This is a genomic window from Streptomyces sp. NPDC060205 (genome assembly GCF_042728395.1).
GTDB lineage: Bacteria > Actinomycetota > Actinomycetes > Streptomycetales > Streptomycetaceae > Streptomyces.
The window spans coordinates 1-12,885 of sequence record NZ_JBHWZP010000271.1; the positions used below are offsets into that span (position 1 = coordinate 1).

At 71.7% G+C, this 12,885-nt stretch carries 12 protein-coding genes; 4 read left to right on the top strand and 8 right to left on the bottom strand.

The window, feature by feature from the left end; all coding sequences use genetic code 11:
• Positions 1–68: 68 nt before the first annotated feature.
• Positions 69–704 carry an HAD family acid phosphatase gene (locus tag ACFWGJ_RS33555; protein ID WP_387332182.1) on the bottom strand — a complete coding sequence of 212 codons (636 nt, stop codon included), beginning with the start codon at positions 702–704 and terminating at the stop codon, positions 69–71.
• A gap of 288 nt (positions 705–992) precedes the next feature.
• Here ACFWGJ_RS33555 and ACFWGJ_RS33560 point away from each other — a divergent pair, with 288 nt between their 5' ends.
• On the top strand, positions 993–2,567 hold the full coding sequence (locus tag ACFWGJ_RS33560) for a carboxylesterase/lipase family protein (RefSeq protein ID WP_387332184.1): 1,575 nt from the start codon (positions 993–995) through the stop codon (positions 2,565–2,567).
• Positions 2,568–3,001: 434 nt separating this feature from the next.
• A complete protein-coding gene (locus ACFWGJ_RS33565; protein WP_387332186.1) occupies positions 3,002–3,700 on the top strand; it encodes a M23 family metallopeptidase in 699 nt (232 codons plus the stop codon).
• Between the two features lie 29 nt (positions 3,701–3,729).
• Here ACFWGJ_RS33565 and ACFWGJ_RS33570 read toward each other — a convergent pair whose 3' ends face one another.
• Both ACFWGJ_RS33570 and ACFWGJ_RS33575 read right to left on the bottom strand, forming a co-directional pair.
• Positions 3,730–4,317 carry a TetR/AcrR family transcriptional regulator gene (locus ACFWGJ_RS33570; RefSeq protein WP_387332188.1) on the bottom strand — a complete coding sequence of 196 codons (588 nt, stop codon included), beginning with the start codon at positions 4,315–4,317 and terminating at the stop codon, positions 3,730–3,732.
• A 152-nt stretch (positions 4,318–4,469) separates the two neighbouring features.
• A complete protein-coding gene (locus ACFWGJ_RS33575; protein ID WP_387332190.1) occupies positions 4,470–4,805 on the bottom strand; it encodes a hypothetical protein in 336 nt (111 codons plus the stop codon).
• On the opposite strand from ACFWGJ_RS33575, the gene ACFWGJ_RS33580 reads away from it, so the two are divergent.
• Entirely contained in the window at positions 4,795–6,285 is a 1,491-nt protein-coding gene (locus ACFWGJ_RS33580; RefSeq protein ID WP_381833031.1) for an MDR family MFS transporter, read from the top strand. The genes ACFWGJ_RS33575 and ACFWGJ_RS33580 overlap by 11 nt on opposite strands.
• 454 nt (positions 6,286–6,739) lie before the next feature.
• Here ACFWGJ_RS33580 and cseC read toward each other — a convergent pair whose 3' ends face one another.
• The 5 genes from cseC to ACFWGJ_RS33605 all read right to left on the bottom strand — a co-directional run bounded on the left by cseC (position 6,740) and on the right by ACFWGJ_RS33605 (position 11,523).
• Positions 6,740–8,215 carry a two-component system sensor histidine kinase CseC gene (gene cseC / locus ACFWGJ_RS33585; RefSeq protein WP_387332192.1) on the bottom strand — a complete coding sequence of 492 codons (1,476 nt, stop codon included), beginning with the start codon at positions 8,213–8,215 and terminating at the stop codon, positions 6,740–6,742.
• Between the two features lie 12 nt (positions 8,216–8,227).
• Positions 8,228–8,959 carry a two-component system response regulator CseB gene (gene cseB, locus ACFWGJ_RS33590; protein ID WP_387332194.1) on the bottom strand — a complete coding sequence of 244 codons (732 nt, stop codon included), beginning with the start codon at positions 8,957–8,959 and terminating at the stop codon, positions 8,228–8,230.
• A gap of 100 nt (positions 8,960–9,059) precedes the next feature.
• Entirely contained in the window at positions 9,060–9,722 is a 663-nt protein-coding gene (locus ACFWGJ_RS33595; protein WP_381833349.1) for a hypothetical protein, read from the bottom strand.
• On the bottom strand, positions 9,710–10,276 hold the full coding sequence (locus ACFWGJ_RS33600) for a SigE family RNA polymerase sigma factor (protein WP_387332196.1): 567 nt from the start codon (positions 10,274–10,276) through the stop codon (positions 9,710–9,712). Before ACFWGJ_RS33600 ends, ACFWGJ_RS33595 begins: the two co-directional genes overlap by 13 nt.
• A 320-nt stretch (positions 10,277–10,596) precedes the next feature.
• Positions 10,597–11,523, bottom strand: a complete 927-nt coding sequence (locus ACFWGJ_RS33605) for an A/G-specific adenine glycosylase (RefSeq protein ID WP_387332198.1) — start codon at positions 11,521–11,523, stop codon at positions 10,597–10,599.
• 234 nt (positions 11,524–11,757) lie between these two features.
• Here ACFWGJ_RS33605 and ACFWGJ_RS33610 point away from each other — a divergent pair, with 234 nt between their 5' ends.
• Positions 11,758–12,591, top strand: coding sequence for a hypothetical protein (locus ACFWGJ_RS33610; protein WP_387332200.1), 834 nt, complete (start codon positions 11,758–11,760; stop codon positions 12,589–12,591).
• Positions 12,592–12,885 lie beyond the last annotated feature (294 nt).

The window sequence follows — 12,885 nt, forward strand, 5'->3', positions numbered from 1 at the left end:
GTGCTTTCGAGCACCGGCCCCATCGGCGTGTCCGGGACCCGGCCCGGGCCCCGCCATGTCCCCGTCCCTCAGGACAGCTGGCCGTCGTAGTCCGGCAGCTTGTACGTCTTCTCGGCGTGCCCGCCCGACAGGTCGGTGGCGCTGTTGCCGATGTTCGCGATGATCGTGTAGCCCTTGGCCTCGACGGCCTTGCGCTGTGCGGTCTTGTAGGCGGCCACGTCCTTGAAGAGGTCGATGAAGCTGCGTACGTACAGGCCGGAGACCTGGTAGCCGACGTGCTTGAGGTTGTAGTCCGTCACCGACTTGATGATGTCCGGGCGGGCCGTGACGAAGAACAGGGCGACGCCGTGGTCCTGCGCGTACCTCGCCACGTCGAGGACGGGCGCGTTGGCCGGCGAGGGGTAGCTGAAGCCGAAGTCGGTCTCCAGCGTGGTGTTGTCGATGTCGAAGACGATGGCCTGCTTCTCGCCCTCGGCCGCACCGGCGATACGTTCCTTCAGGTACGGCAGCGCCTCGGCCATGACGGCCCGGCAGTCGTTCTGCCAGGTGGCGTGGTCGACGTCGGCCGCGGCGGTCACCGCGGTGGTGGCCGGGGTGGTGGCCGCGGCCGGGGTGGCGGCGGAGGCCGGGCTCATCAGGGCCGCGGTGGCGGCCGTGGCGGCGACGGTCACACCGATCAGGCGCTGCAGGCTGCTTCCGGTCATGGGTGGGGGGTTCCTCTCGGAGGGGAGCGCTGCGGGACATGGTTCGTGGTGCATGCTCACGGGCGTGGGGGGCCGGAGGGGGTCGAAGAGATTACTGGGCGGTAACTGTAGGGCGCCCAGGTGGGGTCGGGATAGACCTCGGGTCCCCTGGAGGCGGCGCGGAGAGCGGCGTACGTCTTCGTGGCGGTGTGCGTGCCGCCGATCCCGGCGTGACAAAAGCGGTGGCAGTTCCGGGTGGCGGGGCGGGAGGATGCGCGATGTCCCGAACCGTCCGAGGAGGGAACCGCCATGGATGTCGACCGACCCGAAGTCCGCACGCAGGCCGGGGTGTTGAGGGGCGAGGCCGGGAGGGCGGGCACGGCGGTGTTCCGCGGGATCCCGTTCGCCGAACCGCCCGTCGGCGCGCTGCGGTTCGGGGCGCCGAGGCCTCCGCGGGGCTGGGACGGCGTACGGGAGGCGACCGCGTTCGGGACCCCGCCCCCGCAGTCCGCGGCGTTCGGCATGGACGCGCTCGCGCCCCCGGACGCCGACGACGGGGACTGGCTGACGCTGAACGTCTGGACGCCCGAGCCCGGCCCCGGCGCCGGACTGCCTGTGATGGTGTGGCTGTTCGGGGGCGCGTACGTCATCGGGATGTCGGGTCAGCCCGAGTACGACGGCGGGCGGCTGGCCGCGGAGGGCGTCGTCCTGGTGACGCTCAACTACCGCCTCGGCATCGAGGGGTTCGCGCACATCGAGGGCGCGCCCGCCAACCGCGGGCTGCTCGACCAGGTCGCCGCGCTCGCCTGGGTGCGGGACAACATCCGTGCCTTCGGCGGTGACCCGGACCGTGTCACCGTCTTCGGCGAGTCGGCGGGCGCGGGCTCGCTCGCCGCGCTGCTGGCGATGCCGCGTGCGGCCGGGCTCTTCCGCCGGGCCGTCACCCAGAGTGTGCCGGGACCGTTCCTCTCGGCCCCGCTCGCCGCGGACATCGCCGGGGAGTTCGCGGCGGAGCTGGGACTGCGGCCGACCGTGGACGACCTGGCCACGGTCGGGCCGGGGCTGCTGCCCGCGGCGGCGGACGCGGTCGGGGCGCGGATGGAGCGGTACGCGCACCGGTGGGGAGTGCTGGCGCACACGGCCATCCCGCTGGCGCCCGTGGTGGACGGGGACGTGTTGCCCCGCGCGCCCTGGGAGGCGCTCGCGGCCGGAGCCGCACGTGACATCGAGCTGGTGGCCGGTCATACGCGGGACGAGTTCCGGCTCTTCATGGCGCTGGACGGAACGCTCGGCGGGGAGCTCTCGGAGGAACGGGCGACGGCGGCGCTGCGGACGTTCTCGCCCGGAACGGGCGGCGCGGAGGGCGCCGGCGGCTCGGGAGGCGGAGGCGGCTCGGGCGGCGAGGAGGCGTACCGGAAGGCCGTTCCGGGGCTCGACGCGGCGGGGCTGTACGAGCTGGTCCGCTCCGACTGGCTCTTCCGGATGCCGACCCTGCAGCTGGCCGAGGCCCAGGTCGCGGGTGGCGGCCGGGCCCATGTGTACGAGCTGGTCTGGGCGGCGCCCGGCATGGGCGGGCTGCTCGGGGCCTGCCACGGGCTCGATGTGCCGCTGGTCTTCGGGAACCTGCGCGGCGGGCTGCCCGCGCTGCTGTTCGGCCAGACACCGCCCGCCGAGGCGGAGGAGCTGTCGGCGCTGTTCCGGGCCGCGTGGACGGCTTTCGCGGCGGGGCGGGGGCCCGGGTGGCCGGCGTACGACGTCGATCGGCGGCCGGTACGGCTCTTCGACACGCGGCCGAGCGTGGCGCCGTACCCGGAGGAGGTCTCCCGGGAGCTGTGGCGGGAGCACGTCTTCGGGGCGCTGCCGCTGCTCGAACCGGGGGTCTGACGGGGGAGGGGCTGTAGCCGCCGTCACATCGGAGGCTTCCTGGATCTTGCCGCCCGGTGACATGACGCACAGGCGTTTCCCGCCCTACTAGGGGCGCTAGTGGTGGACGCCGGGTGGACAAAAGGGACCTTTGGCCCTGGGGGTGGGTCCGAGGTCCTTCGGGGTGGGGGGCGCGGTCGGCGAGGTGGAGCCCGGGCCGTGAGGGGCGGGTCTGAAGTGCGGGTAAACCAGACTTATGAAAGATAACCGGGAGGTTTTCGTATTCGGCGGTGGTTCTGTCAAGGAGTCGGAAGTTTCGGGGTCAAGTACGACTTGGGGTCGTAGAAGGGTGTTTTGGGGGACGGCGGGAGTACGGGTTACCAAGGGATGACCCCCGCCCGGCGCACCGACAGCGCGCCGGGTGTGTTGTTGCCCGTCCCCCGGAGGTAGTCCCCATGTCGCAGCGCACCACGTCCCGCATACCCGGCACGTCCCAGCTCCGTGCCCGGGCGGCCGTCCTGGCCCTCGGTCTGGGAGTCTCGACCGCCGTCGGAGCCGGGGTCGCGGTCGCCGCGGACGCCAAGCCGAGCGCGGTCTCCCTGTCGAGTGCGGCCGCCGTCTCCGTCCAGGAGCAGGCCGCGGCCCAGGCGAAGGCCGCCCAGGCCAAGAGCAAGGCCGCCGCCAAGAAGGCGCAGGCCAAGAAGGCCGCGGCCAAGCCCGCCGCGAAAAATGTCTCCTCCTGGGTCGACCCGGTCGCGAAGTACAAGCTCTCCGCGAGCTTCGCCCAGGCCGGCAACCTGTGGTCGTCCACCCACTCCGGCCAGGACTTCGCCGTCGCCTCCGGCACCAAGGTCGTCGCCGCGCACGGCGGCACCGTCGTGAAGACCGGCGGCAACGGCGCCGGCGACGGTCCCGCGTACGGCAACGCCGTCGTGATCAAGCACAGCAACGGCACGTACTCGCAGTACGCGCACCTGTCCCGGGTCGACGTGAAGCCCGGCCAGGTCGTCAAGACCGGCCAGCGGATCGCGCTGTCCGGCAACACCGGCAACTCCAGCGGGCCGCACCTGCACTTCGAGATCCGTACGACGGCCAACTACGGCTCGGCGGTCGACCCGGTCGCGTTCCTGCGCTCCAAGGGGCTCAGCCTCTGACGGACCTCAGAGCTTGTCCCTGAGGGACCTCAGGGTGCCGGGTGCGGGCCCGAGTGTGCCCGGGTGACCAGATCGATGGCGACCTCCAGGACGGCTTTCCGCTTGTCCTCGGGGTCGCCTTCCATGTCCTTGAGGGCGAACATCCCGGCGTGCATCGTGAACAGCGCGCTCACGCAGCGCACCTGGTCCGTCAGCGGGGCCTCGGGCTCCCTGATGATGTCCAGCATCTTGACCATGCGGTCCTTGAACGACTCGCCGATGCTCAGCTCGCGGACCGTCGCCTGGTTCTCCTGCATGAAGCGGAAAAGGGGGGCCGCGTCGGTGAGGGCCTGGCTGTACCGGCGCAGGAGTTCCTGCTTGGTGTCGAGGGAGCGCGGCTGCCCCTTGCCCCACTCGATCAGCTCGTCCATCGGCCTCGTCAGATCCTCGAAGAGGCTGATGAGGATGTCTTCCTTGGTCTTGAAGTGGTAGTAGAGCGCGGCCTTGGTGACGTCCAGCCGCTCGGCGATCTCGCGCAGGGACGTCTTCTCGTAACCCTGCTCGGCGAACAGTTCGACAGCCACGTCCTGGATGCGCTGGCGGGTGTCCCCGCGCCGCCGCTGCCTGCTGCCGTCCATCGTGGCCGCCCCTCGTCCTGGTCGCACGCCGCAGCGTGGGTAAAGAAAAACTTACTTGACGCCCGGCTAGTTACGGGTCTACTTTCCCCAGTGTAGTCAACTTGCCGGTCGGCAAGTAAGTGGCAATGAAGAGCGGTACCCAGGGGAGTGGGCTAAGTGGCGGACACCAGGACGGCCGGAGCGGCCGGAGCAGCGGATGAGGCGGAGCCGGCGGACGCGATGCCGGGGTCGGCCTCGGCTTCGGCTCCAGCTTCGGCTTCGAACGGGTCGGAGGGGCCGCGGAGGCCGCGCAGGCCGATCAAACCGATGAAACCGGCGAAGTCGGCCCGGTCGGCGAAGTCGGCCGCGCCGCAGGACGCGCCGGCGAAGTCCGCGGCGGCGTCCCGGGCGTCGGCGGCGGCCGTGGCCGCGGACCCCGTGGGTGCCGTGGGCGCCGCGGACGCGGGCAAGCAGCCCAGGAGCGTACGGGTCGTCCTGATGGCGCTCATGATCGCGATGATGCTCGCGATGCTCGACAACATGATCATCGGCACCGCGATGCCGACCATCGTGGGCGAACTGGGCGGTCTGGAACACCTGTCCTGGGTCGTCACCGCCTACACGCTCGCCACCGCCGCCTCCACCCCCATCTGGGGCAAGCTCGGCGACATGTACGGGCGCAAGGGCGTCTTCATGACGTCCATCGTGCTCTTCCTGATCGGCTCGGCGCTCAGCGGAATGGCCCAGGACATGGGCCAGCTCATCGGGTTCCGCGCGATCCAGGGACTCGGCGCGGGCGGACTGATGGTCGGCGTCATGGCGATCATCGGCGACCTGATTCCGCCGCGTGAGCGGGGCAAGTACCAGGGCATGATGGCCGGCGTGATGGCCCTCGCGATGATCGGCGGCCCGCTGATCGGCGGCACCATCACCGACAACTGGGGCTGGCGCTGGTCCTTCTACATCAACCTGCCGCTCGGCGTCATAGCACTGATCGCCGTCAGCGCCGTACTGCACCTGCCCAAGAAGCGGGTGGACGCGCGGATCGACTATCTCGGCGCCGCGCTGCTCACCGTGGGCATCACCTCGATCGTGCTCGTCACCACCTGGGGCGGGACCGAGTACGCCTGGGGCTCCGCCCGGATCATGGAACTGATCGCCATCGGCGTCGCCGCGCTCGTCGGCTTCCTGTTCGTGCAGACCAAGGCCGCCGCGCCGGTCATGCCGCTGCACATCTTCCGCAGCCGCAACTTCACGCTGATGTCCCTCGTCGGGTTCGTCGCCGGGTTCGTGATGTTCGGCGCGGTGCTGTTCCTGCCGCTGTACCAGCAGTCGGTGCAGGGCGCGTCCGCGACCAACTCCGGGCTGCTGCTCCTGCCCATGCTCGGCGCGATGCTCGTGACGTCGATGTTCGCCGGGCGGGTGACCACCAGCACCGGGCGCTACAAGGTCTTCCCGATCGTGGGCAGCGCGCTGATGGTGGTCGGGCTGTATCTGCTGTCGCTCATGGACACGGACACGTCGCGGCTGACGTCCGGTGTGTACATGGCCGTGGTCGGGGCGGGCATGGGCTGTCTGATGCAGATCACCATGCTCGTCTCGCAGAACAGCGTCGAGATGAAGGACATGGGTGTCGCGTCGTCCAGCACCACGCTGTTCCGTACGCTCGGCTCGTCCTTCGGTGTCGCCATCATGGGCGCGCTGTTCAACCACCGGGTCCAGGACGTGATGGCCGAGCGGGCCGGGGCGCTGGGGGCGAAGGTGACCGAGCAGTCCGCGCAGCTGGATGCGGCCAGCCTGGCGAAGCTGCCGGTGGCCGCGCGGGAGGCGTACCAGCACGCTGTCGCGTCCGGGACGCATTCCGCGTTCCTGCTGGGGGCGGTTGTCGCGGTCGTCGCGCTGGTGGGGGCTCTGTTCGTGAAGGAGGTTCCGCTTCGGGGGGCCGGCGCGGGTGCCTCCGGCGGGGAGAAGTCGGTGGAGGCGGTCTGAGCCTGGCGCCGGCGCTCGGCGACCTGGCCTGACGGCCCCTGGCCACGGACGGTGTTCCGTGGCCGGGGGCCTTTTCTCCGCCCCCGCCGCCCCTACCCATCCCCGTCCCCGCCACAGGGGCTCCGCCCCCGAACCCCCGCTCCTCAAACGCCGGAGGGGCTATGCAGGGCCTGGGGCGGGTTTGGGGAGGGCCGGCAGCGAGCGCCGAGCACGCGGCGGCCTGAAAATCGGGGCGCAGCCCCATTTTCAGGGGCGCGGGGAACTGCGCGGCCAGCCCCCACCGAGCCGCACCCGACGAACTGCCCTCCGCGCATGCGGCTTTGAGGGGCGCGGGGAACTGCGCGAACAACCCCCACCGGTCCGCAGGTGAAGTCCGGCCCGGGCCCGGCCGAACCCCCCAGCCCGTCCGGCGTCTGAGGACGAAAGGGGGCCGGGGCGGCAGCCCAGGGGCAGGTCATTCCGGCAGCATCGGGTAACTGCCCGTGTTCGTCGGAGCGTGTTCCGGGAGCCAGAGCACCGCCACCGCCCCCTCCGCCGGCACCCCTTCAGGCGCCCCCACCGCCCGCACATTGCGAAACGTGAGCCGCGCCCCCAGCACCCGCGCCTGCCCCGCCGCGATCGTGAGCCCCAGCCCGTGCCCGTGCCCGGCCCGGTCACTGCTGCCGGTGCGGAAGCGGCTGGGCCCGTCGGCCAGGAGTGCGTCGGGGAAGCCGGGCCCGTGGTCGCGGACCCGGATGACCCGGCCCTCGACGGTGACCTCGATGGGCGGCTTGCCGTGCTTGGCGGCGTTGACCAGCAGGTTGATGAGGACCCGTTCCAGGCGGCGCGGGTCCGTCGTGACCGCCGACTCGTGGACCACCCGGACCACGATCCCCGGGTCCCGCGCGATCACCCGCCGGGTCACGAACTCGCCCAGCAGGATGTCCTGCAACTCGGCCCGCTCGGACGCGCTGTCCAGCCGGGCCACCTCCAGCACGTCCTCGACCAGTTGCCGCATGGCCTGCGCCCGGTCCCGTACAAGCTCCGTGGGGCGCCCCGGCGGCAGCAGCTCCGCCGCGGTGAGCAGCCCGGTCACCGGGGTGCGCAGCTCGTGCGCGATGTCCGCGGTCACCCGCCGCTCCGCCTCGATGCGCTGCTGCAACGCGTCGGCCATCGCGTCCACGGCCCGCGCGAGGTCGTCGGTCTCGTCGCGCACGACCCCGCCGATGGAGTCCCGTACGCGCACGTCCGGCTCGCCCTGCGCGACCCGCCGGGCCGCCGTGGCCGCCTTGCGCAGCCGCCGTGAGAGCTGGCCGCCGATGAGCACGCCGAGCGCGCAGCCGCCGAAGACGACCGCGATCGAACCGATGAGCAGCGCCTCGTCGAGGTCCTTGAGGACGGTCGTGCTGCGGTCGGTGAAGTTCGTGTGCAGCGACAGGATGCGGCCGTCCTTGAGCGGTACGGCCGCCCAGATGTCGGGCACGCCGTCGCGGTGTTCCGTCACATAGGTCGCCCGCCGCCCGGCCGTCGCCTTCGCCAGCAGGTCCTTCGGCAGGGCGGGGTCGTCGATCCTGACACCGGGGAAGTTGGGCCGCCCGGACGCCTCGTAGTTCCGCTGCGCGATCTGGACGCGTTCGTCGGCGAGGTCGCGCGCGTTGTCGAGCATGGAGACCCGGGCGGCGTTGTGCACGACCAGGCTCAGCGCGACGGCGACCAGCGCCCCGACCGCGGCGATGGCGGCGCTCAGCTTCCATCGGATCCCCGTACGCGGCATCAGGCGCCCGAGTCTCTCGCGCCGCCCGGCCGCACCGGCCCGCCCCTGTCCCACGACGCTCACGCCCGGCGCACCGTTCCCGTTGCCGTTCGCGGGTCCGTTCCCGTGCCCGCGTCCGTTCCCGTCATCGCCGAACTCGCCCTGTCCGTCGGCCGGGTTGCCGCTCGTCCCCCGCATCGTCCGCTCCGCTCAGGCCTTCAACTTGTAGCCGAAGCCGCGGACCGTCTCGATCCGGTCCTGGCCGATCTTCGTACGCAGCCGCTGCACATGGACGTCCACGACCCGGGTGTCACCGCCCCAGCCGTAGTCCCACACCCGCTCCAGCAGCTTGTCGCGCGACAGGACCGTACCGGGTGAGGACGAGAACTCCAGGAGCAGCCGCATCTCGGTGGGCGTCAGCGACACGGGGGCGCCGCCCCTGCGCACCTCCATGCCCTCCGTGTCGATCTCCAGCTCGCCGGGACCGGAGCCCGCGCCGAAGGTCAGTACACCGCCGCCGTGCTCGGTCGACGCACTCTCGCTCCCGCCGTCGGCGCGCGGCCCGCTCGCGTGTCCGAAGCGCCGCAGCACGGCCCGGATGCGTGCGACCAGCACGGCCCCGTCGAAGGGCTTGGTCACGTAGTCGTCGGCGCCCGCCTCCAGGCCGAGCACGACGTCGATGGAGTCGGCGCGGGCCGACAGCATGATCACGGGAACGGTCGACTCGTCCCGGATCCGGCGGCACAGCGACACCCCGTCGAGGCCCGGCACCATCACGTCGAGGAGCGCGATGTCGGGCCGGTCGGCCCGGAACGCCTCAAGACCCGACAGCCCGTCGGGCATGGCGGTGACCACGAAGCCGTCGCGTTCCAGCGCGAGTTGGGTGGCCTCGCGGATGACGTCGTCGTCCTCGACGAACAGGACATGGGTGTGCTCTGCCATCCGGGTGCTCTCGTCTTCTCGGTCTGTCGGGCCGTTGCGACTTGCTTGTGCGGTTGTGCGGTTGCACGGTTGGGCGGTCGTGCGATTGCTCGGTGCGGGGCTACTGGTCGGTGGGGGCCGCGGACTCGCCGCCCACCACCTTGCTGTAGTCGTTGTGCGTCCTGGCCCGCTCGGTGAAGCGGGTCGCCGTCCAGTGGTACGTGATCACTTCCTCGCCGGACGGATACGTCACCGAGTCGTCCTTCTCGTACACCTGCTGGGTGATCACCAGGTCGCCCCGGTCGATCTCCGCGTACACCGGGGGCTCCTCGGCACGGAAGACGTTCTTGTACGCGTCGCCCTCCTCGCGGTACACGTACGAGCCGACGCCGACCGCGTCCCCGCAGGTCATCACGTTGATCACGACGTCCGCGGCGGAACCGCCGGTGAGGTTGCCGTACGACACGTCGACCGGGTACTCGTCGCCGACGCACGGCTTCAGGTCGCGCTTGACCGCCGTGCTGACCCCGGGGTCGGCCCTGACCAGACGGACCGCGTCCACCCGGTCGGGGGTGGCCGGGGCCTGGGCGGGATAGGAGGTGGCGGGGGCCGCGTCCCGGGCGCTTCCGGAGTCGGAGAGGGCCGGACCCTCGTCCCGGGCGCCGGTGCCGCCCGTACCGCAGGCGGACACGGAAAGGCCGAGGGCGGCGAGCACGGCCGCTGCCGTGATCACCGCCTTCCGGACCCCACGGGCCCGCGGAGCCTCTGGGTCTAGGCCGCGCAACGCTCCCGCTCCTCACGCTCCGGCACGCGTACGCCGAGCCTGTCGTTCTCGTCGTTCTCGTCGGACGCCCGGCGCTCCAGCTCCTCGCGGAGCCGGGCGAGCGCCCGGTGCAGTGTGCTCTTGACCGTGCCGGCCGACATACCGAGGGCGGCGGCCGTCTCCTCCGTGGACATCTGCTCCCAGTGTCGCAGCACGACGACGCTGCGCTGCTTGGGAGCCAGCACCTTCATGATGTCCATAAGGAGCGCGCGGTCCGCGTGCTGCTCGGTGGAGTCGTCCACGCTCGCGTCCGGCAGCTGCTCGGTGGGGACCTCCTCCAGCTTGCGGGCCCGCCACCACTCCGTACGCGTGTTGATCATGACGCGGCGCAGATAGGCGTCGGCGAGGCGCTTGTCCGCGATGCCGTCCCAGCGTCCGTACGTGCGCACCAGCGCGGTCTGCAGGAGGTCCTGGGCGTCGACGGGGTCGGGGACCAGGCGGCGTGCGCTGCGCAGCAACGCGTCCTGCCGCGTGCGTACGTACTCCTCGAACTCAAGCACCTCGCCGTGCGCCATTCCAACCGCCTCCGTCCCCGTTCCGGCCTGGGTGCTGCCGGCTGTCCGTTGCCTGCCGTACCGCCGGTCCGCGGTACGGCACTGAAGTTACGGAGCTGTTGTCACGGGGTTGTCCGAGCGAGCATGCGGCGAGCGCTCGGCTGTCCATAGGTTGTGTAACGGAAGTAGGGCCTGGGTAAGACGAGGTGCCGACTGGGGTGGGTACGGGGCGTTTTGCCCGCCGCGCCTCTGTCACGGAGCTCGGTGAAGCCTGTGGGTCGGCTCTGCGCGGCAGCTTTGTAAGTCAGTCGTGCGGGTCAGCTCTGCGGGAGCCCTGCGGGTCAGCTCTGTGGGAGCCGGTACAGACCGCCGGCGAGCGGTTCGACCAGTCCGTCGGAGACCAGGCCGTCCAGGGCGCGGGCCCGCTGCACCGGCTCCTCCCAGACCCGGTCGAGGGCCGACTGCGGGACGGGCGTGACCGCCTCGCGCAGTACGGCGAGCAGCCGGCCGCGCACCTGCCGGTCCGTACCCGCGTAGGTCTGGCCGCGCCGCGGCGGTCCGTCGTGCGCGGGCTTCCCGGCCAGCCGCCAGGTGCACAGGGCGGCGATCGGGCAGCGTACGCACGTCTCGTTCTTCGCCGTGCACACGAGCGCGCCGAGTTCCATGGACGCGGCGGCCCAGAGCGCGGCCGTGCGCTCGTCGTCGGGCAGCAGCGTGCGGGCGAGCCTGCGCTCGGCGGCGGTCGTGGCGTTCGGCGGGTACTGGACCCCGGTGACGGCCCGCGCGAACACCCGCCGCACGTTCGTGTCGAGGACGGCGTGCCGCTGCCCGTATGCGAACGAGGCCACCGCCGCGGCCGTGTACTCGCCGATGCCGGGCAGCGCGAGCAGTTGCGCGTGCTCCGTGGGTACGTCGCCGTCGTGCCGCTCCGTTATGGCGACCGCGGCGCCGTGCAGGCGCAGGGCGCGGCGGGGGTAGCCGAGGCGGCCCCAGGCACGGACGGCCTCGCCCGGCGCGTCCTCGGCGAGATCGGCGGGGCGCGGCCAGCGGGCCATCCACTGCTCGTACACCGGGAGCACGCGGCTCACCGGGGTCTGCTGCAGCATGAACTCGCTGACCATCACGCCCCACGGGCCCGCGTCGGGGCGCCGCCAGGGGAGGTCGCGTGCGTTCTCCTCGAACCAGTCGATGACCGGGGCGTGGAGGTCGTCCCCGACGGATTCGGACGAGTCCGGCCGGGCGTGCGTGGGTTTCGTGGGCGCAGTCATGGCAGGGGCGATTCTTCCATGCGGGGGATCCTCCGGAGGGCTGGCCGGAGTGCGTCGTGTGTTGGCTGCGGGTGGGTGGGGGTCGCGCGCGCAGTTCCCCGCGCCCCTGAAGCCGCCTGGGGGCGGCCCCACGCCGGCCTCGAAGCGTCTCCCGGGCTGATGATCGGAAAAAGTTGGGGGGTTGAGCGGCGGGTGAGGCCAGTGAACTCCCCGATCTCTCGTACAGTTTGCGCCGTGGGATCTTTGCGCAATCCGGTCGGGCCGCTTCCCTCCTCCATCTACTGGCGACGGAGGGCCATTCTGGCGTCCATGTTCGCCGTGATGGCCCTGTTGGTCACCTGGGTGGTGACCTCCGACGGCGGGGGCGGCGGAAAGAACGACGCCGACGGGTCCAACGGCAAGAACCCCACCGCGTCGATCACGCCCGGCCCCTCGGACTCGGAGTCCGCGATCAGCCAAGCGCCGGGCGGGCGCGACGAGTCGAGCGACGGCGGCTCCGAAGGTTCGGGAGGCTCCGGGGGCTCCGGCGGGTCCGGCGATTCCGGTGCGGGCGGGGCCGGTTCGGGTTCCGGCTCCGGCTCCGGCTCCGGTTCCGGGGGTGGCGGTGCGGACGACGGTGAGGGTGGCGGTGGCTCGGGCGACACGGTGCCGGCCGGGTCCAGCGTTCCCGACTGCACGCCCGGGGCGGTGAAGGTGACGCTGCGCAGCGTCCACAACTCGTACGCGCCGGACGAGAAGCCCACCTTCGAACTGATCGCCAAGAACTCCTCCGGCAGCGACTGCAAGCTCGATCTCGGTCCGAAGAGCGCGGTGCTGACGATCACTCAGGCGAAGGGGGACGACGAGATCTGGTCCTCGGCGGACTGCCCGACGGGTGCGGCGAGCGTTCTGTTCCGCATTCCGGCGAACGACCAGGTCATCCGTACGGTCGAATGGAACCGCAAGGCGAGTGCGCCGCAGTGTGCGACGCCGCCGGCGCTTTCGGCTACGCCGGGTACGTACTTGGTCGAAGCGAAGCCGGCGGGTTTGCCGAAGTCGCAGACGTCTTTCGTCCTGAAGAAGGACTAGCAAGGGGTTGGCTGGGCTCGACCCCGGGTGCGCCCCGGTGGGGGCGTGCCGCGCAGTTCCCCGCGCCCCTGAAACAGCGGGGCTGGGCTCGACTGTTGGGTGCGGCCGGGTGGGGGCGTGCCGCGCAGTTCCCCGCGCCCCTGAAACAGCGGGGCTGGGCTCGACTCCCGGGTGCGCCCCGGTGGGGGCGTGCCGCGCAGTTCCCCGCGCCCCCAAGAAGCGTCCGTACGCTGAGCCCCTGCTCTGAGGGGCGCGGGAGCGATGACGTCGAAACGCCGACGCCCGCTGTTTCAG

Bases quoted from the DNA above. Each gene is read 5' to 3' on its own strand.
- ACFWGJ_RS33555 (WP_387332182.1), bottom strand. From the start codon at position 704: ATGACCGGAAGCAGCCTGCAGCGCCTGATCGGTGTGACCGTCGCCGCC.
- ACFWGJ_RS33560 (WP_387332184.1), top strand. From the start codon at position 993: ATGGATGTCGACCGACCCGAAGTCCGCACGCAGGCCGGGGTGTTGAGG.
- ACFWGJ_RS33565 (WP_387332186.1), top strand. From the start codon at position 3,002: ATGTCGCAGCGCACCACGTCCCGCATACCCGGCACGTCCCAGCTCCGT.
- ACFWGJ_RS33570 (WP_387332188.1), bottom strand. From the start codon at position 4,317: ATGGACGGCAGCAGGCAGCGGCGGCGCGGGGACACCCGCCAGCGCATC.
- ACFWGJ_RS33580 (WP_381833031.1), top strand. From the start codon at position 4,795: ATGGCGCTCATGATCGCGATGATGCTCGCGATGCTCGACAACATGATC.
- ACFWGJ_RS33575 (WP_387332190.1), bottom strand. From the start codon at position 4,805: ATGAGCGCCATCAGGACGACCCGTACGCTCCTGGGCTGCTTGCCCGCG.
- cseC (WP_387332192.1), bottom strand. From the start codon at position 8,215: ATGCGGGGGACGAGCGGCAACCCGGCCGACGGACAGGGCGAGTTCGGC.
- cseB (WP_387332194.1), bottom strand. From the start codon at position 8,959: ATGGCAGAGCACACCCATGTCCTGTTCGTCGAGGACGACGACGTCATC.
- ACFWGJ_RS33600 (WP_387332196.1), bottom strand. From the start codon at position 10,276: ATGGCGCACGGCGAGGTGCTTGAGTTCGAGGAGTACGTACGCACGCGG.
- ACFWGJ_RS33605 (WP_387332198.1), bottom strand. From the start codon at position 11,523: ATGACTGCGCCCACGAAACCCACGCACGCCCGGCCGGACTCGTCCGAA.